Genomic DNA, 21,589 nt, shown 5'->3' with positions numbered 1-21,589 from the left:
CAAAAGAACACTTTCAGATAAATCAACTTCGCAAAGTAAATAATCAACTTTGGAAATAAAAATGTTTCTAAATAGATGTTTTCTTGTAGAATCTCTCCTATTTCTTTGCATTTGTCATTGTTTTTGTCTAGTTTCGTTAACTGTTATGTTTATATGATCGTTAGAAGTAGTTTAAAAACAACTATTTATATGAAATACATTGTATATATTCTTCTCTTTTTTCCTGTTTGGGTTACAGCACAAACATACAAATATATAGGAATAGAAGATGGCTTGAGCAATCGCCGGATATTCAATATTCAGAAAGATGCTCAGGGCTATATGTGGTTTCTTACAAATGAAGGGATGGACCGATACAACGGTAAAGATATAAAACACTATAAATTAAATAAAGAAGGCACTATTTTGGATGCTCCCATACGTTTGGGATGGTTATATACAGAACCACATATCGATATATGGGTGGTTGGCAAACAAGGACGAGTCTTTCAATACGAAGCCGACAGAGACGATTTCAAAATGGTATATAAATTACCGGATACCTCTGAAGCAATAAGTTGTGGTTATCTGGATCGCAATGATAATATCTGGATATGTCGTAAAGATACTGTATTGCTGTATAATATTAAAGATGCTCATATAGTTCGATTTCCCAATGTATTGCATAGTAGTATTACGGCAATAGAACAAGTAGATGAGCACCATTTCTTTATAGCAACGGAGACGGGCGTACGATATGTCAAACTGGAGAATGGTATTTTAGAGACCATGCCTGTTGAAACACTGGACTATTTTCATGCACAGGTGAGTGAACTGTATTTTCATCGGCAATTAAAAAGATTGTTCATTGGTTCATTTGAAAGAGGAGTTTTTGTGTACGATATGAATACACAGGAAATTATACGTCCGGACGCTGATCTTAGTGATGTAAACATAGCTCGTATCAGCCCATTGAATGAAACAGAGTTACTGATTGCAACGGAAGGAATGGGGGTGTATAAAGTTAACGTAAATACCTGTGAACTGGAAGATTACATTATTGCTAATTATCAGAGTTATAATGAAATGAATGGAAATAATATCAATGATGTTTTTGTAGATGAAGAAAAGCGGATATGGCTTGCTAATTATCCAACAGGAATTACAGTGATTGATAATCGCTATGAAAATTATCATTGGATGAAACATGCTATGGGTAATGCACAGTCATTAATCAATGATCAGGTACAAGCGGTTATCGAAGATCATGAAGGTGATCTGTGGTTTGGAACTAGTAATGGTATTAGTCTTTATAATTCAAAAACAGGTCAGTGGCATTCATTTCTAAGCTCTTTTAATCATCAACTAAAGGACAAGAATCATATATTTATTACTTTATGTGAAGTGGCTCCTGGCATTATATGGGCAGGAGGATATACTTCCGGCATTTATAAAATAAATAAAGAAACGCTATCAGTTGAATACTTCTCTCCTTACCTTCTTTCTCACGTCAATATGCGTCCGGATAAATATATTCGTGATATAGTTAAAGATTCAAGAGGACATATCTGGTCGGGAGGCTATTATAATCTAAAATGTTTTGATTTGGAGACTAACAGTGCACGTCTATATCCGGGACTGAATTCCATAACATCAATTGTTGAAAAAGACAAAGATAATATGTGGATCGGAACTGCTGCTGGCTTGTATTTATTGAATCGAAATACTGGTGAATATCAGTATATTGAAATGGAGATAGGAATCACTTATATTAATACGCTTTATCAGGCAGATAATGGGTTGTTATATATCGGGACAAATGGTATGGGAGTATTTATCTATAATCCTCAAGATAAGACTTTCGAACATTATTTTTCTGATAATTCTGCTTTAGTTTCAAATAGAATATTTACAATATTGCCGGAAGTAGATGGACGTATAATGATGAGTACAGAGAACGGAATAACCTGTTTTCATACTAAAGAAAAGATATTTCGTAATTGGACTAGAGGAGAAGGCTTGTTGCCTGCATACTTTAACGCAGCGGCAGGAACGGTGCGTAAAAATAAAAACTTTGTATTCGGTAGTACGGATGGAGCAATTGAACTTCCGATGAATGTGAAATTCCCGGATTATAAGTTCTCCAGATTGGTATTTAGCGACTTTCATCTGTCTTATCAACCTGTTTATCCGGGTGTCAAGGATTCTCCTTTACAGAAAAGTATCGATGAGACAGATGTATTAGAGCTGGCTTATGATGAGAATACGTTTTCATTTGAAGTTTCTACAATCAATTATGATTCTCCCGGAAATGCACTATATTCGTGGAAATTAGAAGGCTTTTATGAGAAATGGACTCAACCGGGAGCAAATAATTTGATTCGTTTTACCAATTTGCCTCCAGGTAGATATATTCTTCATGTACGTGCTATATCCAGAGAAGAACATGACATTGTTTTTCAGGAACGTGCTATGAAAATTATCATCACGCAACCTTTTTGGTCGAGTTGGTGGGCTATCTTGTGTTATATTCTGTTGGTAATAGGGGGATTTTATTTTGTTCTACGTGTGATAAATCTAAGAAAACAAAAGAATATATCTGATGAAAAAACGCAGTTCTTCATCAATACGGCCCATGATATACGTACTCCATTAACTTTAATAAAAGCACCTTTGGAGGAATTATTGGAAGAAGAGACGCTTACCGACAATGGAATAACTCGTACGAACATTGCATTGAGGAATGTGGAAGTTCTTTTACGACTGGTCAGCAATCTGATTAATTTTGAGCGAACGGATGTATATTCCTCTAAAATGAGTGTTTCCGAGTATGAGTTGAATACCTATATGAATGAAATATATAATTCATTCTCTTCTTATGCTGCCATTAGGCGTATTGAATATACATACGAGAGTACTTTCAGCTATATGAATGTATCGTTTGATAAGGAGAAGATGGATTCTATTTTGAAGAATATAATATCGAACTCGCTAAAATATACTCCGGAAAATGGAAAGGTCAGCATTTCCGTGTCCGATACGAATGATTCATGGAAAGTGATAATCAAGGATACAGGTATAGGTATTCCTGCCAGTGAACAAAGTAAGTTGTTCAAGCTTCATTTCCGTGCCAGCAATGCTATTAACTCTAAAGTGACGGGTAGTGGTATCGGATTAATGTTGGTAGGAAAACTGGTGAGCCTTCATGGAGGTAAAATTAGTGTAGATAGTGTCGAACATCAAGGTACGACAATCAAAATTGTCTTTCCGAAAAGCAATAAAAACTTTCAAAATACCGGGGAGGAAACGCACTCTAAGTTTGAAGCGTTAGCTCCTGTGCTCCCCGCTCCGAACGTGTCTGAAAAGGCGACTGTCACTGTAAGTAATCCAAATTCACGACGGATTCTGGTTGTAGAAGACAATGATGAGTTACGCTCCTATCTGGTCAGTTCATTATCTTCTATATATAATGTACAAGCTTGCGCTAACGGAAAGGAAGCGTTGATTATTATCAAAGAATATTGGCCGGAACTGGTTCTTTCTGATATCATGATGCCAGAGATGCGGGGAGATGAATTGTGTGTTGCTATCAAAAGTGATATTGAGATTTCACATATTCCTGTGTTGTTGCTCACTGCTTTAGGAGAAGAAAACAATATTCTGGATGGACTGTCGATTGGTGCAGACGAATATCTCATCAAACCTTTCAGCGTGAAAATATTACGGGCGAATATCGCTAATTTGTTGGCAAACCGGGAACTGTTGCGCATGAGATATGCTAATCTGGATATAGAAACGAAATCAATGGTTCCATCTGCAAACGGTACTAACAGCCTCGATTGGAAGTTTATATCAAATGTAAAGAAAATTGTGGATGAGAATATGAACAACCCTGAATTTTCCGTTAATGTGCTCTGTGAATCAAGTGGCATGAGCCGTACCAGTTTCTATTGTAAATTGAAAGCATTGACGGGACAGTCTCCGACAGAGTTTATTCGGGTGATGCGTTTGAAACGTGCTACCGAGTTATTGAAAGAGGGTGAATACGCTATTAATGAGATTTCAGACATGGTTGGATTCTCTGAAACTAAATATTTCCGGGAAGTATTCAAAAAATACTATAAGATGAGTCCGAGCAGGTATGCTAAAGAAGGAGGTAATCCCGTTGCTACTGATCTGGAAGATGATGACGAAGAAGATTGATAAATAAAAAGCGAATAGATACGTTGTATTTAAAAAAGTTCTCCTCTGTTATGGGTATCTATAACAGAGGAGAACTTTCTTTTTCAAGGCTTATAACTCTTTTCAGGGAAAAGCGGTTATTGATAAGGAAGTTATTTGCGAATCAAATATCTAATGAATAAATAACCTCCGAATACTTGCAGGCACATTCCGGGAATTCCAATGCGGAAATCCTGAATGGCATTGTAGAAATTTCCTATATACATCCACTCTCCCAATGTCCCTACAACTTGATAGGTAAGTACTACGCCAACCAATACCGGGATGGAGATACGTCCGAAACGTTGTGCGGCCCAACCGGCAGCAATGGCGAGCAATACGGACTTTAATAAAATAGCAGGCAGCACCACCGGCATCGGCATACCAAAAAGTGAGGAGTTGATAATAGGGGAAAGAACAGCAGTCAGCAGACCGACTTTCCATCCGTACTTATAAGCTCCGATCAGTGTGAAGAAATAGATAGGCAGCCAGGTTATTCCTCCTTGCGGTATGAGATGAAAAAATTGGGGAAAAAGGATATTGCCAACGATGAATAACGAGGCTGCCAGATAAGTTCTCACATTGCCGTAATTCAGCGAATAGAGTTTTACAGTAGTTGATTCCATATCATTTTATTATTTAAAAGTTCAAATTAATACCACCCATAAACGTAGCTTTGGGCATGGGATAACCTGCATTTATTTCATAACGCTGTGCCAGCAGGTTCTCTCCTTTTATGAAGAGGTTAGCGAAACGGCAGACACGATAATTCCCACGAAAATTCCATAAAACAAAATGATCCTGTTGCTCGCTACCCTTTACAACAGAAGTATAAAGTCCTTTCACATATTGTACTCCAGTCGATATACTCCAACGTCCGGAAGTATAGTCCGCCCCTGCATACAATTTATGTTCGGGGGCAGCAAGAACGGGATTCTCCATGTGCAACCAGCTATAATTGGCGTTCACATTCCAATGTGAATTGATGTGGTAGCCTATATTCGTTTCAACTCCCCAATTCTCTATCTCTCCGGAATTGATATTCAATGGAGGAAAGAGTCCGTTTGACATAATCAGATTGTCGCCATTGATATAGTAAAGGCTGATTCCATAGGACAATACCCCTTCCAGCAGACGTTGTGAATAGGAAAGTTCATAGTTGATTAGTTTTTCCGGTTTCAGTTCCGGGTTGGCAGGAGGAAACATATACATCTCACGAATGGTTGGATTACGGTATCCTTTGCTGACCATTGCTTTAAGTTCTGCATTCTTGGGTAAATGAAAAGCCAGTCCGCCTTGTGGAATCCATTCTGTACCTACGTGTGAATGGTGGTCTACACGAATACCTGCGTCCAGTGAGAACCAACTGCTGATATCCTGACGGAAATCAACGTATCCGGCAAACTCATCCATTTGCTTGTCTACTCCCGGAGTATGTTCACCCGTAGCCAGTACTTTGTTCCATGATTCACCTCCGAAGTGTTGATAATCAAATCCTACGGTCAAACGATTACCGGTAAAGAAAGTGGCACTCTGATACCATGATACACCCAGCATTTTGTCTTTAGAGTTGAAATGTGATTTTTGCGGTTCTTTTCCTATCTGATAGCCATCATTGATTTTATGCCGTCCCCAGTTATAGAAAAAGCTCAAACCTCCTGAAGTCTTTTCATAATGATTTTCCAAAGCGAACGATGTCATTCCACGAGTGATACGAGAATCGTTGTCAATCAGTGGTACTTGGATAGTCCCCGGATTGGAAGCATTAAAATGGGTTACATTCACATCTCCCCATACTTTCCAGAAAGAACTGATATCATAACCTAACTTTGCGTATCCACCATATTGCTCGAACCCCATATCGGGACGATGTCCATCTGTACGATTATATGATCCGGTTACGACGCTACTGAAACGTCCCTTCTTGACACGGTTGGAAAATTCAGTCTGCAACGTGTTATATGAACCGTACCCAACTTGCATATTCGTCTTCACACCTTCTTCCTGTTGCCGACGGGTAACAATATTAATCACACCACCCATGGCATTCGAACCATAAAGTACAGATGCAGGACCACGTAAAACTTCCACTTTCTCTGCCATCATAGATTGATAAGCATCCGCTATCGGATGTCCCATCAACGCCATGTACTGGGGATGACCGTCAATCAGTACCAATAATCCCGCTGTCGGACTACCACCGATACCACGCAAGCTCATGCCACCTGCAGCTCCGGTAGATACGCCATATCCCATGATGCCACGACTGGTAGTGAATAATCCCGGTACCTGCTCCGTTAACAACGGCAAAAGAGAAGGCTCATATCTTTTCTCAATTTGTTGCCTGCCGACTACGGAAATGGTCATCGGAAGATGACGCACATCGGTTTCATTACGTGTTCCGGTGACTACGACTTCATCAATCATATAATTTCTTCCGGCCTGTATGCTATCCTTTTTAGTATGTGTCATTCCCGAGAGGGAAAGCAAGCTACCGAACAGGAATAAACAAGCTGTATTTCTTCTCATACTTTATTTCGTGTTTCAAGTTTCTTCTTTTTACTTCTTATTTCTGATCTTTTCCAGAAAATCGCGGATCAGTGGTAATATTTCTTCTGCTGATTCCACTTCACTGCACATTGTCTCTACAGGACATCCTCCTGTATGGTTACGGTTCCAGATAAAAGGTACTTCCTCTGTAAAATCAACTTTTATATCTGATTTCTGAAGCAACTCCAGAGCTTTGGTACTGATAATATCGGTATATAACTCTTTGATACCTCCCAGAATCATCAGGGCGGCAGCTCCCTTTCCGACCACCTTATCAGCAATCGAAGCTCCTTTAAGAAACTCCGGTTCCTGAGTCAGTAAATCATAGATATCAGCCACACCGCGTTGGGTGAAAGTGCGGATTTCTCCTTTGTTGGCAATAGTACAGGAATATCCTCCTGTATGTAGTAAATTGATTAATTCTTCCATCTTTTTTTTATAAAGTACCTTGTTTCAATTGTTCTACGAACTGATCTATCCGATGCAGCTCTTTCGGAATATCAATGTTCTGCGGACAGTGTGCCACACACTGGTTACAACCGATGCAATGGCTTGCCTGACGAAGTTTAGGCACGCTGCGGTCATATCCGACAAGAAAAGCGCGTCGGGCTTTCGCATAATTTTCATCCTGTCCGCTTCTGGCGACATTACCTTCATTGACACAACGGTTGTAATGTAACAACACAGCAGGTATATCCAACCCATACGGACATGGCATACAATATTTGCAGTCGTTGCAAGGGATCGTAGGATATTTCAACATTAATTGTGCCGTTTCTTCGAGAAACTCTTTTTCTTCATCTGTCAACGGTTCCAAAGGAGAATAAGTGCGAAGATTGTCTTGCAGATGCTCCATATAAGTCATGCCACTTAATACAGTCAGAATGTCCGGGAATGAACCGGCAAAACGGAAAGCCCAGGAAGCGACACTGCTTTCCGGACGGCGTTGTTTGAGTCGTGCTACCAGGTTGTCGTTCAACTTGGATAAACGTCCTCCTAAAAGCGGTTCCATGATGATAGATGGAATTCCTCGTTTATGCAGTTCTCCATACAGATATTCAGCATCCGTATTCCGGGTATTGGTTTCTTTTGCATGTTTCCAGTCTACATAGTTCAATTGTATCTGTACGAAATCCCACTTGAATTCATCGTGCCGTGAAAGCAGATAATCATACACTTCGATATCTCCGTGATAGGAGAATCCCAAATTGCGGATACGTCCTGCCTCCCGTTCTTTCACTAGAAAGTCAAGCATTCCGTTATCCAGGTAGCGTCCTTTAAGGGCTTCCATTCCTCCCATGCCAATGCCATGAAGCAGCATATAATCAATGTAATCTACCTGCAGGTCCGCAAATGATTTGTGGTACATCTTGAGCGATGCTTCACGAGACCATGTATCGGGAGAGAAATTGGATAACTTGGTGGCGATATAATATTTGTCACGGGGATGACGGCTCAATGCAATACCCGTTGCCTTTTCGGAAAAGCCCTGTACGTATGCCGGAGATGTATCGAAATAGTTTACTCCGTGAGCGATTGCATAATCAATCAGTCCATTCACGGCATCCTGGTCGATGACTTCACCATTACCGTTGGGAGCAGGTTTGAGAGGCCAACGCATACAACCATATCCCAAGAGTGAAACACGGTCACCGGTAGTCGGAGACGTGCGGTAAGTCATTTTATCGGTAGGCACCTCTCCTTCTCCTGTTGCGCTGCTTGAAGAGGAAGTACCTTTTGAAGAGCATCCGTATAATAGCCCTGTCGACGTGGCTACACTAATACCTACAATCTTAATGAAATCTCTTCTATTTACATCTTTCTTATTTTTATCTTCCATACTCTTATACTGATTTAGATCAAATAATTCTATGCATCTGATGTCCGGTCACATAAATAGCGCTGAAAGGACGGGACGGACAAAGGTTCTCACACGCCCCACAACCGATACATTTTTCTACATTTACTACCGGAATCTTTGGAGAATCTGTTTTTTCAGGATCGGAAGCTACCATCTGTATGGCACCTGTCGGACAATGGCGGGCACAGTTGCCACATTCCATTCCATCTGTCAAAGGTACACAGTTCTCTTTAATCCATACGGCATGTCCGATCTGAATAGCTGATTTCTCGGCAAGACTGGTGAGATGAATAGCGCCGGCGGGACAAACTTCCGAACATTTAGTACATTCGGGACGGCAATACCCACGTTCGTATGACATTTCCGGTTGCATCAATGTCAATAGGTTGCCTGACGGACGCAATACCTGATTGGGACAAACAGAGACACATAATTGGCAGGCTGTGCAATGTTGAGTGAAATTGCGTGCGCTTAATGCACCGGGAGGATAGATAGGATTTTCTCTTTGGGGAATCTTTTTATCTTCGATAGTAGCCAATCCTCCGTCTACTTTCTTCTCTTGTGCTTTCAGTACAGAAGTTGTTGCAAAAATGGCCGATGCTGAAAGGAAGCTACGACGGGCGTTGTCTACCTGTTCAGTAGTGACAGACTTTGCTTTCGAATCTTCGCTCGTAGCTGTTTCGTTCTTAGGTTTCCGTCTTGTGTATGTAATGGCTCCATGCTTACACTTTCCGATACAATCCATACAAGTCACACAACGGCTATAATCTATTTCATGGGCTTTCGGATTAATACACGATGCTTTGCAATTGCGGGCACACAAACCGCAACTATTGCATTTGGAAGTATCAATTACCGGTTTGAATATCGCATATTTGGATATAAACCCTAATACAGTACCTACGGGGCAGATCGTATTACAATAGGTTCGTCCGTTGCGCCACGCCAGAATGAAAAGAACAACAAGGGTGGCAATGGCAATCAACATCGTCGAAAGACTCTTCATCCATACATCTACCTCATAAAAAGCATAACTATCCATTCGTTCGGCGAAATACGCCAACAGGTTGTTTCCCCATTGCCAGATTGGTGCAAAAAGACTGGAAGCTATCCGGCCATAAGCACTATACGGTGCCAGCAAGATAGCCAAAGAGTTCAATCCAGCAACCATTATGATAATGAATACTCCTAAAACGCCATACCGCAACCATTTCATTGCTGGTGAATAACGGAACCGGTTTTTCTTTTGTTTGCCGGACACCCACGAAACAATGTCCTGAAACACTCCCAACGGACAAATAACAGAGCAGTAGATACGTCCGAACAGGAATGTAAGTACAACTAAAAACAATACGACACCTATGTTCAAGGCTAATAAAGCCGGCAGAAATTGAATTTTCGCCAACCATCCGAACCATGTGTGCAATGTACCCGTGAAGTCGAGGAACAGAAGGGTAATAAGCGTAAAGCACACAATGGCGGTTGTAAGTCTGATAGTACGTAGCATAAACTAATTAATTTTCAATTTATAGTAGTTATATCTAAATGTCTAAAACTGTCAGGATTGAACCATCTATATTTCAACTTTGCAAAGTTAATCAGGGAAATTTGTTTTTCAACTATACAAATTACAGAATGTTTTACCAATTTTACTGATAACAGACGGGAAAACCTTTAGCCGATTGGGTAAAGCACTATTTTTCTAATGCCACGACCTCTCCAATCTCCGGAATCAATACATTCAGAGAATCTTTATTCTTCATCTCTTCTGCATTTTTGAGAGGTTCATCCCAACGATGTTTGGCCAACGCATATTTGGAATGATGTACGGTCAGGATTCTTTTTGCTTTTAAGTCTCTGGCCGTCTGCGCCATATACTGGGGCATCAAATGGATCAAACTCCATTCTTTGTCGTATTGTCCGTTTTCGAGGATCGCAAGGTCAATGTCCGGAAATCGATTACCTATTTCTGCGTAATGCGTATCATATCCTCCGTCTCCGCCGATGTATATCTTTTGTGAAGGAGCCTCTAACAGGAAGGAAGCCCAAAGCGACTGGTTGGCAGTAAGTCCGCGACCGGAGAAATGGCGGGCAGGCAAACAATGTATCATAAAGCCCGGAGCTAGGTTTGCGTCTTCATTCCAGTCAAGTTCTATCAGACGCTCTTTATCAAATCCCCAATATTCGAAATGTTCGCCGACACCCAACGGACAAATCACTGCTCCAATCCGATCTTTCAGTTTTTTGACCGTGTTGTGATCCAAATGATCCCAATGATCGTGACTAATCACCAGATAATCAATGTCTGGCATATCATCCGGTGTATAAAGTTCCGTACCTTTGAATGGCTTGTTGACAAAAGATACGGGAGAAGCCATACAGAATACCGGGTCAACCAATATTCGCTTTCCTCCCGTTTGAATCAGGTAAGATGAATGTCCGAACCATACCAATATTTCTTCATTACGGTCAATCTTACGTAAATCCGTTTTGATTGCTTTGACAGCCTGTTCGGGGCGCAAACCGTCTATCTTTTTGAAAATGAACTCCCAGATTCCGATAAAACGTCCCCTGTCGGAAGTCATCAATAGGGTTTCATGCTGATTTTTAAATTCTCCGTTTCTGTAATTAGAAGATTTCATGACTCTTTCCAGCCGTTCCCCACGGGGAGTTCTGCCGAAACTGGCTTGATTAATAAAAACAATGACTGACACCGTCAACAATGCTATTACAGCTAATATACATCCTACAATCATACGTGCTTTGAATTTCTTGAATATGATACGCATATAATTCATCACTAAATTATTTCACGCAGCAAATATACAGGTATTCAGAGAGCTTGTTAGTATATATATTACAGATTGTTATACCATAATTACTGAAAGCAGTTGTGTGTTGGGTGTCAGTCTATTGTGTGAACAAACCCTTTTCTTGTTCAGTTCTTTAGAAATAAATTTTGTAGCTGATGTTCGGAATCAGACCCGCTCCATCTTTTTCTTCGACTACGTTCGTTCTTTCATTGTATTGATAGAAATGCATTCCGGTACGCATGCCTACATTCAGTATCTTTAGAGAAAACTCATGGGATACTCTTTTCTTATTGATCCGGAAGCTGATGGAAACATCACCGTTTATAGATGGATTGAATCGTTTAGTATATGCTTTGCTCTCGTCAAAGACAATGTCTTTTTCCTCCTGACTTTTTTCTTCATCCACAGGTGTATAACGTCCTCCTCCCTGAAAGAACAGACGGCCGTTTACACTTAATACATTCTGTTTGAGTCTGCCAACCATCCATTCTTTTCCGGCGAGCAGGTTCACTAAAAAACTTTTATCCAGTCTTGTATTTCGCCAGATACGGTCTCCTCCTCTATATTTCGATTTGAATAATGAAGCTGTAATCATATAGTAGAAGCCATTTTTCATATATTGTTCCAGTGTTATATCTATTCCATAGTTTTTGGCTATTCCAGTGTTTGTTAATATGCGGTCTAAATAGAATTCTTCGTAATTGATAATCGAAAAGGAAGAGTTTTCCTCAACCGGTATGTGGAACAAGTATTGATAATAGGGTTCTATTTTCAGATGTAGGCTCTGATTGATATTCCAGTCATAAGTGAATCCGAAATGATGTGCCTTTGAGAAGTCCAGGTACCGGTTTGATTCCTTTTTACCATTGATTATCTGTTCAACAAAGTAATAGTCGAGCCTTTCCCGGCGGCTATGCAAGCCGTAAGCTGCTGCTAAAGAATGTGCAGAATTTATTTTCCATTTAAGGGCAACTCTCGGTTCTATCGACCAGTTCTTGTTTAAAGTAAAATATTGTCCGGTAACCCCTAAACTGGTTGTCAGATTGTTGCTCAAGTTTATTACGGAATTACTATATGCCGAGAGGACTGTACTTTCTCCACTGCCTTTCGATATTTGTTCCATAGGTTTGTTTAATCCCAAATAAGGGCTGACTTTGTAATCAAGATCATATTTAAGTTCCGTAATGGTAATCCCTGTTCTGTTGGTATGCCTCGGACTGAATTTCTTATTCAGATATGAATTGAATACTAAATTCCATCTGCTATTCTGAATATCTGCTACATTAATAATAGCGTCGTCGGTATGTAAGTCCGCCAATGAACGGTCTTTGGAATAGGTAGCGGATAGAGAAGAACGGATATAAGTATTTTCATCCAGTACATATTTGTGCGCTAAGCCACCTGCCAGTTTATCCAGTTTATTATATCCCGACGACCGGTCTCCCATCGTTTCCCATTCGGAACGTTCCAAAACATCTGCTTTATTTCTGTCTATCAATCCTAATCCCCAGATCGAAAAGGTTCCAGCTTTACGTGTGGGAAAATTTAGTTTGAAGGCTAAATCCTGATATTTCAGGTTGATGTCATTACCCGATGCCAGTGAAGTAGTAGAAAAGCGATAATTCACCAGATAGGAACTTCCCCGTTTTTTATTGATAGGACCTTCCGAAGCTAAATCTATGCCCATGAGTCCGACCTGAAAGGCGTGTTCGTACTTCTGATTGTTACCATTGCGCAAATGCATATCGAAAACACCTGATAGGGCATTACTGTATTCCGCCGGGAAAGCTCCGTTGTAGAAATCGGAGTTGCCGATGACTTGCGTACTCAAAGCGGACAGGAATCCTCCTCCCAAGCCTGATAAATCAGCAAAGTGAGTAGGATTAGGTATTTCAATTCCCTCCAGTCTCCATTGTGTAAATTGCGGGGCATTTCCCCGGATGGCAACCGCATTAGTACCGACATCTCCTGCTACACCTGCAAATGCAGAACTTAACCGTGCAGGATCGTCAAAACCATTGGCAAATCGGGACGCTTCTTCAATACTAATCATACGTCCTCCTGTGATAGCCATTGGGTTGACAGTCCGGTCTTTTTTTATTTCCGGCTTGACAAGTACTTCAGCCAAATCTTGTACATTCTCATCCATAGGAATCTCTACAAATACTTCTTTGGATGAAGTGACAGATACTTCGCTGATGATACTTGGGCGATACCCCATAAAAGATGCCTGAATATTATAACGACCCACCGGGACATTATTAATCCGGAAATTTCCCCGTCCGTCAGTCGAACCTCCCCGTGAGGGATCTTCTGCTATACAGACGGAGGCATATTCTATGGGCGTATTGGTTTTGGAGTCAACAACGATTCCTCTTATGGTTTGAGTCAGTTTTTGTGTATCATTGTTGGCGGGCTTTTGCTTGTTATCCTGCGAAGAAATAATAATATGATATCCTTTTATCTTATATACATATCCGGTTTCCTTCAATAGTTGAGTCATAGCTTTGTCGATGGCTACATTTTTAAGAGATAAAGATTGTTTCTTTTCTATATCCAGATTTGACTGTTCATAAGCAATGCTATATCCCGTTTGTACTTCTATTTGTGCAAAAGCCTCTTTTAGTGAGATACTTTTATTTTGTATGGTAATTTTTTTTTCTTTATTCTGTGCAACAGTTGTGAGAGAGAGAAAAGTAAAAAATAAAAAAATGGCAAGCTTAGCCGCCTGTTTATTCGTATTTATTCGATTCATTATTCTATATTTGTATGTTGATACTTCATTTTACGTCACTTGTTGAATGAGGGTAGACATTTCAGAACTGGGAAGAGGGTCTCAAGCTGCTTCCCGGTTCTTTTTATTCATAGGCTGTTTCTTTTTATTATTGGGTTAATACTATTTTCTTTTCATACTGCTGATAATCAAAGCCGATTATATCTTTCAATATATTCAGTATTTCATCCAGGCTTTCATCTTTCAGGAATTTGACTGTATATCGTTTGGATGCAGGGATATTTGCTGTATTATCAATCGTGGTGTTATAGTGTCTTTCCAGAGTTCGGAATATTTCTCCGGCGCTGGCATTGGTAAAGACCAGTTTTCCCACTATCCAAGAGTTTGTATCATTCGTATCTATCACTGATATATGGATATCTGATGTTTTTTTGTCGTATGTAAGTTGTTCATTAGGCTTTAGTATATGGGGAGGTTGGGCATGAATACTCACTTCCACCTTACCGCTAGTCAATGTAGTCGTTATTTTTTCATCATTAGGATAAGCTTTCACGTTGAATCTGGTTCCAAGCACTTTCACAGAAAGTTGGGATGCTTCTACAATAAAAGGACTTGCGGTATCTTTTTTGACAGAGAAATAAGCTTCGCCGTCAAGCATGACCAAGCGTTTATCTTTGGCAAAAGTTTCCGGGTATAAAATGGTACTTCCCGCGTTCAACCATACTTCCGAACTGTCCGGTAAGATCAGGTGTTTCTGTTCTCCGTAGGCAACGGATACTTCTATCATTTCGTTGTGGGGAGAAAGATAGTAGAACATTCCTCCTGCAAATAAAAACAAAGGAATAATAACGGCGGCAATACGGGCAAATTTCTGATAAGAAACTATGTTGGTGAGATGCTCCTTATTATATCCCGTTCTTAAATTCACCCGTTCCAATGAAGCATAAGTATTTGAATCGGCTTCTACGTCCAATTCATTCCAAAAATCCAGTGAAGCTTTAGCTTTCGCCTGCTGATTTTTATCTTTGATGATCCACTTCTGCACTTTTTCTTCCGTTTCGGATGGAAAGCGGGCGGAGAGGAACATTTTGATGATTTTACTAATATTACTTTTCTTCATTTTTGCTGCACTTTACTATATATACAGTTTGGTGGCAAAAAGCTCAATAAGAAAATGAATATTTTTTTGAAAAAAGCAGGATGAAGACGAAAATGATCCTATAACAATGATACCAAAAAACATGAAATAACCTTCCGTATTTCTTTCAAAGCAAGGCTTAACTGGCTTTCAACATTTCTTTTGGTAGTATTCAGGCGTTCGGCAATCTCGGCATTGGATAGTCCTTCGTTACGGCTCAATGTATAAATCATTCTCCGTTGTTCAGGCATTCCCCCGACAAGTTTGTCAATCAGCATTTCCAGTTCCTTGGCAATAAGGTCTTCTTCGGAAGTAGAGCTATATTCTGTATCTTGGTTGTTGTTCAGATAGGCATCACACACATATTTATGTTTCAGGAAGTTGATGGCTGCATTTCTTGCAATGGTGTGCAAATAAGAATTGAATGATTTGGATGTATCAATGGAATGACGATTGATCCAAAGATTAACAAATAAATCCTCTGTCAGCTCTTCTGCATCGGGCTCCGATTTTATATATCCGTCAATGAATGTTTTGGTTTTGTTGTAGTATGCTATAAAAATAGTCTCAAAGGCCTTGTGATTCCCATCCTGAAAGGCCTCCAGCGTTTTTATATCAATGTTATTACTCATACTATTTCCCAACTTTCATTTCATTAGGACAAAAGAAACAATAATTTATCTTATAAAGATGGTCTTTTTTGAAATATTAATGATATTAGAAAGATTTATTCTATTTTCAAGATTCTCTTCATCTCCGGACGAAAGCTGTCACCCCAGATTTCCAGTTGCTCAATCAGAGGAATCAGCGTCTTTCCCAATTCGGTGATAGCATATTCCGAATGGGGAGGAAGCTCCATGAATATCTTTTTGCTGATAATGCCGTGCATCTCCAATTCTTTCAGTTGTTGATTGATGACCCGGGGACTTGCCTCGGTAAATAAACGATGCAGCTCGCTGGGACGTTTCGGACCAGTGCATAATTCCTGAATGATGCAACTTTTCCATTTTCCCCCGATCACTTCCATCGTAATCTTTATCCCACAATCAATATCAAAAGGAATTTTCTTCTTATACATAGTTTTCTGCTTTTCTGCAAAAATAAGGATATCACTACAAAAACAAAAATAATAACCCCAAAATGTAGTATAGGGCTAAATTTATCAGTATATGAATAATTCGTCCCTACTTGCCGATGTTTCAGGTATTCCCTACTTTTGCTTCAAAAAGATGAGAAAGTATTTATTATCACTTGCATTAGTCGTTGGAGTCGTTTCAATGAATGCACAAGAAAAAGTAACTAACAATGTAAATATGGAAAATAAAAAATCAACTCTTCGTTTTATCTATCCTCAATGGCAAGGAGGAATTGTAGATCATTGGATGCCTGATATTCCGGCGGAAGATTCATCCAGAGGCTACTATCTGGGAGCACAGTTATTGAACTATTTAGCCCCACAGACCGGTCAGAAGACCGTCGAAGTTCCGGTTTCACTGGATATCAATGACAGAGCGACGGAAAAAGGTATCAGTGCACGCAGTGTCATACTGAAACAAACTAAAGCTGCGCTTGATCTGCTTAAAGAGAATCATCCGGACCGGATTGTCACTTTAGGAGGAGAATGTTCCGTAAGTGTTGTTCCGTTTACTTATTTAATTAATAGATACCCGGATGATGTAGCTATTGTCTGGATAGACGCGCATCCCGACATCAATCTGCCTTATGATGAATATAAGGGTTATCATGCAATGGCACTAACAGCTTGTTTGGGAATGGGAGATGAAGAAATTATGGAATTACTTCCGGGAAAAACAGATGCTTCCAAAGCCCTGATTGTCGGACTCCGCTCATGGGATGAAGGTATGCAGGAACGACAAAGAAAGCTGGGCATTAAAGGATTATCTCCGCAGGAAGTAGCCAATGATCGTACAAAGATTATGGAATGGCTGAAAAACACCGGAGTTTCGAAGGTGGTTATACATTTCGATATGGATGTATTGGACCCGGCAGAGATAATCGCTGCCGTAGGCATTGAGCCTAACGGCATGAAGATTGAGGAAGTGGTTCGTATCATTCATGATATATCCTCCGAATATGATCTGGTAGGACTTACAGTTGCCGAACCTATGCCACGAGTGGCAATCAAACTTAGAAATATGCTCAATCAGTTACCTCTATTGAAAGATTAAATCCCCCTTTGACGAGGACGGTAAAGAATACCGAATACATTCAGTAGATACCCCAATAAACACAATAATGGGGCAATACATATGCGTATTCCACTAAATATATCGGGATTATAGGCGGCAAGGGTACTCCCCTCGCCGCTCATTAATATATATCCTATAATAGTCAATATTGAGCCGATAATTAAGATGACGTAATTTCTTTTGCCCAATACTGTTTTTATTTCTTCTTCTCTTCTTCTTTTCGATCTCATATTCTTTGAGTTTAGTTGTGATAATTCATTAGTTGAGTAAAGCGCATATATTTCTTTTCAAATTGCTGATTACTCTGCTTATATCTCTCTTTATCCATACTTTTCAGTAATTCATTGCACTGATTCCATTGCCAGAACCTATACAAACAATCCCGTTGAACCATCCCTATCCGGTCGTCTCCCAACGAGAAAGCCCAATCGATATAGTTTTCCGATTCTGCTATCAGATGATTCAATAAAGGGATTGCTTTTTCTGTTTCTCCTATGGAAGCATAAGCGGTGGCTATATCATACGAACCGCTCTCGTATACTTCGGGAACATTATATGCCGGAATAGCTTGTTCAGCATATTCCAATACTTTTCTGGCACGGATATCGTCTCCTTGTTTCACCAATTCTTTAGCCAGTTGCGCAAAAAGCCTTCGATGAGAATAACAGATGCGCAGGGTTGTTTCGTCCAGATAAAGTCCGGGAGTATCCAATCCTCCGTATTTATATCTGTTCATCACATTCTCGTAGAGCTTCTCCGTATCTATGGCATATCCATTGCCTTCTTCTACGTCTCCCCATTCTTTATAGTTGAAAGGAGTAAACCGGAATGCTAACCCTTCCTGAACAAAGTAGTCATCAAACTTCAGTTTACTAGAGTTGCCTACCGAGATAGCCATGTATAGGGGACGTTCCCAGTTACAGTTAGCCAAAATCTCGAGCATGAGCAAGTCCACTTTAGTCAATAGACGTATATCTTTTAGAGAAATAGACAGTTTATCCGGTATTGCATCTTTTAGTTCTTCCCCTCTTAAATGATGAATGGCTTCAGGCAACATCATTCCCGAACGGAGTACTGCATTCTTATCAATATGGATATTTATTGTATCGGTAGGTATCACATGAAATTCCTGTTTCTCCGCGAACACCCAATATTTCAGGATATTTTTTATTTCATACGGATCGTCTCCAAAACTGTCACGGGCTTCTTCAGGATGTTTCTGATACAATTCTTCTATCTGTTTCTTCAACTCCGGACGAACAGCCACATATTCGTTCTTACCTTTCTGGTATTGATTTTGGTCCCAACTGATCGGCAGTCCGGGAGCATCGTACAGAGGACATTGTTGCTGATAAATGTACCAGTCGGTCTGCGCATAACTTAAATTGCAGATACGTACATCTCTGCGTACTTCTTCCGTATCCTGATTATACCACAAGGGGAACGTATCATTATCCCCGTTACAGAATATGATCGGATTTCCTTTGTCGGGAAGTGTCATCAGATAATTAGCTCCAAAGTCACGACAGGTATACCGGTTGCTTCGATCGTGGTCATCCCAAGTCTGGCTTGCCATTTGTATGGGGACAAACAGGCAAAGCAGCATAAGTAAGCCGACTGGGAGGATTTTTTCCTGTTTCCTGCGAAGCATGTCACAGCATCCGGCGACTCCCATTCCAATCCAGATAGCGAACGCATAAAACGAACCTGCATACGCATAATCCCGTTCACGGGGTTGTCCGGGAGTCTGATTCAGATAGAGCACAATAGCCAATCCCGTCATAAAGAAAAGGAAAAATAAGACACTGAATTGCTGCTTGCCTTTTTTCCCACGTGTCCATTGCCAATAGATACCGAGTAATCCTAATAATAATGGTAAACCATAGAACACATTGTGACCTTTGTTCTCACGCAAAGATTCCGGCAAAAGTTTTTGATCCCCCAGTCGCAGATTATCAAGCCAGGAAATTCCTGTAATCCAGTTACCATGTTCCGGTTCACCGCTTCCTTGAATATCATTCTGTCGTCCGACAAAATTCCATAAGAAATAGCGCCAGTACATGTAATTGAGTTGGTATGTGATAAAATAAGTCAGGTTCTCTTTTTGTGTAGGAGCCTCATTCGCACCTCCACCGGACCATCCTTTGTAAGAAGCGGCCGAACGATCATTCCACATTCGCGGAAACAACATATTTTGAGTGTAGCACACGTCTTCCTTATAGCGAATAATTTTATACTTGCCTTCTTTCTTATCCGGCCGATAGATGGCACTACCTTTTTCTGTCTTTACCTTGTAATAGTCTCCTTCGGGCACATACTCCGGTTCGGACGCATAGGTTCTCCCATAAAGTAAAGGAGCACTTTCATACTGTTCGCGATTCAGGTAGCTTTTGAGTGTGAAAATAGTATCCGGTGCATTCTCATTGAGCGGCGTATTAGCATTGGCACGAATGAGTATGACCGCATAGGTGGTATATCCTATGGTGAGCATGAGTAAACACCACAAACCGGTATTCACGATGCGTTTTCTGAACCGATAAATGGCTCCTATCAGTAAAAACAGGACCAAACCCAGAAAGACGATCAATCCTGACTGGAAGGGTAATCCCATCACATTGACAAAGAATAATTCGAACCATCCTCCTACATCAGCCATTCCGGGTATATAAACAAAAAGAATCAATACAATAAGAATACCGGATAATGCAATGGCCCCGATAACTCCCTTGAGTGATAGAGTCTGATATTTTTGGTAATAGAACACTAATACAATGGCAGGAATACAAAGCAGATTAAGCAAATGCACTCCGATTGAAAGCCCTATAATATAGGCTATCAGGATAATCCAGCGGTCACCGGACACAGAATCTGCTTCATCCTGCCAGCGAAGAATCATCCAAAATACCAAGGCTGTGAGGAAAGAAGAGAAGGCATATACCTCCCCCTCTACCGCACTAAACCAGAATGTATCACTGAAAGTATAAGCTAAAGCTCCCACAAAACCTGCTCCCAGAATGATAATAACATCCATAACAGATAATTTCCGTTCATCGCCCACAAGCAAGGCTCTCACTAATCGGGTAATACTCCAGAAAAGAAACAAGATACAACCGGCACTCAATAGTGCATTTAAAAAGTTGACCATTCCCGACACTTGCGAAGCATCGGAAGCAAACTGGGTAAACAGGTTGCCGACAAGCATATAGAAAGGTGCTCCCGGCGGATGCCCTACCTGTAATTTTTCAGCACAAGAAATAAATTCGGGACAATCCCAGAAACTTGCGGTTGGTTCGATGGTCATCCCATACACAAATGCTGCTATCAGAAAGACCAGCCACCCACCGAAATCATTCCATCTTTTAAATAATAAGTTGCTCATTGTTCTGTACTTTTTTATTTGCAAAGTTACAGGACATACTGCTAAAACAGGCATTTTTTACCGGACGGATACGGACGGTCGTCAATGATAATATGTTGATAATCAATAATAATAAAAGTGAAGAGATAGACAAAAACAGACAGAGGATAAATTAGGTACAAATTAATAATGGCATAGTAAAGTAAATGGCATAAAAATGACAATGTATCAAATATGAAAAAACTATTGGGATATTAGGAAAAACAAGTGCCACTCTTGTTTTTTGCTATTTAATTTCGTATCTTTAATGACTTTCATTCTTCTAAAGACAGATAATCATATTACACAGGGCAGACGCATTAAAAATTATTTTCCTGTAAAAGTTGTGACAAATATTTTTCATCCCATCCGGCTTTTAGTCTTTTCAGATTCATGCTTCCTTTTGTTGTTTTTTCATTCTTTAGTATGGTAAGTGCCATCTTTGTTGCCACCGAAAAGTTTCTGGCTGCATTTTTCACCTTTTTACTGTAGTCTTCTCGAAAGGTAACATCCAGTTGCCAATGAAGATTATTTTCAATAGACCAATGCTGCCTGATGGCAGATGCAATCTCCTCCGGTTTGGTATTATCAAGTGAAGTTACATAGTATCTGACCTCTTGAGTATATTCTCCTGTTGCTACTATTGTTCTCTCCGACTTTATCCCTACAATAGACTTCAACCCCAC

At 40.2% G+C, this 21,589-nt stretch carries 15 protein-coding genes; 2 read left to right on the top strand and 13 right to left on the bottom strand.

Annotated features, from left to right (window positions below; translation table 11 throughout):
• Positions 1 to 189 precede the first annotated feature (189 nt).
• Positions 190 to 4,182, top strand: coding sequence for a two-component regulator propeller domain-containing protein (locus HMPREF9010_RS19005; RefSeq protein WP_008647527.1), 3,993 nt, complete (start codon positions 190 to 192; stop codon positions 4,180 to 4,182).
• A 131-nt stretch (positions 4,183 to 4,313) separates the two neighbouring features.
• Here HMPREF9010_RS19005 and HMPREF9010_RS19010 read toward each other — a convergent pair whose 3' ends face one another.
• The 10 genes from HMPREF9010_RS19010 to HMPREF9010_RS19055 all read right to left on the bottom strand — a co-directional run bounded on the left by HMPREF9010_RS19010 (position 4,314) and on the right by HMPREF9010_RS19055 (position 16,374).
• On the bottom strand, positions 4,314 to 4,826 hold the full coding sequence (locus tag HMPREF9010_RS19010; protein WP_004296005.1) for a hypothetical protein: 513 nt from the start codon (positions 4,824 to 4,826) through the stop codon (positions 4,314 to 4,316).
• Positions 4,827 to 4,839: 13 nt separating this feature from the next.
• Positions 4,840 to 6,729, bottom strand: coding sequence for a TonB-dependent receptor (locus HMPREF9010_RS19015; protein WP_032852475.1), 1,890 nt, complete (start codon positions 6,727 to 6,729; stop codon positions 4,840 to 4,842).
• Positions 6,730 to 6,759: 30 nt separating this feature from the next.
• The gene (locus HMPREF9010_RS19020; protein ID WP_008647522.1) at positions 6,760 to 7,179 is read right to left on the bottom strand and encodes a DUF1893 domain-containing protein; all 420 of its coding nucleotides are present in this window, start codon (positions 7,177 to 7,179) and stop codon (positions 6,760 to 6,762) included.
• A 7-nt stretch (positions 7,180 to 7,186) separates the two neighbouring features.
• Positions 7,187 to 8,590: an aldo/keto reductase gene (locus HMPREF9010_RS19025; protein ID WP_008647520.1), complete on the bottom strand. Its 1,404-nt coding sequence runs from the start codon at positions 8,588 to 8,590 to the stop codon at positions 7,187 to 7,189.
• A 19-nt stretch (positions 8,591 to 8,609) separates the two neighbouring features.
• Complete coding sequence (locus tag HMPREF9010_RS19030; RefSeq protein WP_008647519.1) at positions 8,610 to 10,118, bottom strand: 4Fe-4S binding protein; 1,509 nt, start codon at positions 10,116 to 10,118, stop codon at positions 8,610 to 8,612.
• A 187-nt stretch (positions 10,119 to 10,305) separates the two neighbouring features.
• The gene (locus HMPREF9010_RS19035; protein ID WP_008647517.1) at positions 10,306 to 11,409 is read right to left on the bottom strand and encodes an MBL fold metallo-hydrolase; all 1,104 of its coding nucleotides are present in this window, start codon (positions 11,407 to 11,409) and stop codon (positions 10,306 to 10,308) included.
• A gap of 148 nt (positions 11,410 to 11,557) precedes the next feature.
• Positions 11,558 to 14,179 (bottom strand): carboxypeptidase-like regulatory domain-containing protein, encoded by a 2,622-nt coding sequence (locus tag HMPREF9010_RS19040; protein ID WP_008647511.1) that lies wholly within the window; start codon positions 14,177 to 14,179, stop codon positions 11,558 to 11,560.
• 127 nt (positions 14,180 to 14,306) lie between these two features.
• Positions 14,307 to 15,278 carry a FecR family protein gene (locus HMPREF9010_RS19045; protein WP_008647510.1) on the bottom strand — a complete coding sequence of 324 codons (972 nt, stop codon included), beginning with the start codon at positions 15,276 to 15,278 and terminating at the stop codon, positions 14,307 to 14,309.
• Between the two features lie 98 nt (positions 15,279 to 15,376).
• A complete protein-coding gene (locus HMPREF9010_RS19050; protein ID WP_008647509.1) occupies positions 15,377 to 15,928 on the bottom strand; it encodes an RNA polymerase sigma-70 factor in 552 nt (183 codons plus the stop codon).
• A 95-nt stretch (positions 15,929 to 16,023) separates the two neighbouring features.
• Positions 16,024 to 16,374, bottom strand: a complete 351-nt coding sequence (locus HMPREF9010_RS19055; RefSeq protein WP_004296014.1) for a winged helix-turn-helix transcriptional regulator — start codon at positions 16,372 to 16,374, stop codon at positions 16,024 to 16,026.
• A 91-nt stretch (positions 16,375 to 16,465) separates the two neighbouring features.
• Between HMPREF9010_RS19055 and HMPREF9010_RS19060 the strand changes: the two genes are divergently transcribed.
• A complete protein-coding gene (locus HMPREF9010_RS19060) occupies positions 16,466 to 17,485 on the top strand; it encodes an arginase family protein (protein WP_008647508.1) in 1,020 nt (339 codons plus the stop codon).
• Here the strand turns inward: HMPREF9010_RS19060 and HMPREF9010_RS19065 are convergent.
• The 3 genes from HMPREF9010_RS19065 to HMPREF9010_RS19075 all read right to left on the bottom strand — a co-directional run.
• On the bottom strand, positions 17,482 to 17,736 hold the full coding sequence (locus tag HMPREF9010_RS19065; protein ID WP_008647505.1) for a DUF3098 domain-containing protein: 255 nt from the start codon (positions 17,734 to 17,736) through the stop codon (positions 17,482 to 17,484). The genes HMPREF9010_RS19060 and HMPREF9010_RS19065 overlap by 4 nt on opposite strands.
• An 11-nt stretch (positions 17,737 to 17,747) precedes the next feature.
• Positions 17,748 to 20,885, bottom strand: a complete 3,138-nt coding sequence (locus tag HMPREF9010_RS19070; protein ID WP_032852473.1) for a DUF2723 domain-containing protein — start codon at positions 20,883 to 20,885, stop codon at positions 17,748 to 17,750.
• 338 nt (positions 20,886 to 21,223) lie between these two features.
• The coding region (locus tag HMPREF9010_RS19075; protein ID WP_157453720.1) for an ISAs1 family transposase at positions 21,224 to 21,589 on the bottom strand (366 nt) is incomplete at its 5' end.

This window comes from Bacteroides sp. 3_1_23 (assembly GCF_000162555.1).
Classification (GTDB): domain Bacteria; phylum Bacteroidota; class Bacteroidia; order Bacteroidales; family Bacteroidaceae; genus Bacteroides; species Bacteroides ovatus.
Note: the sequence above shows the minus strand (reverse complement) of the source record. Positions and strands in the feature narration are given on the sequence as shown.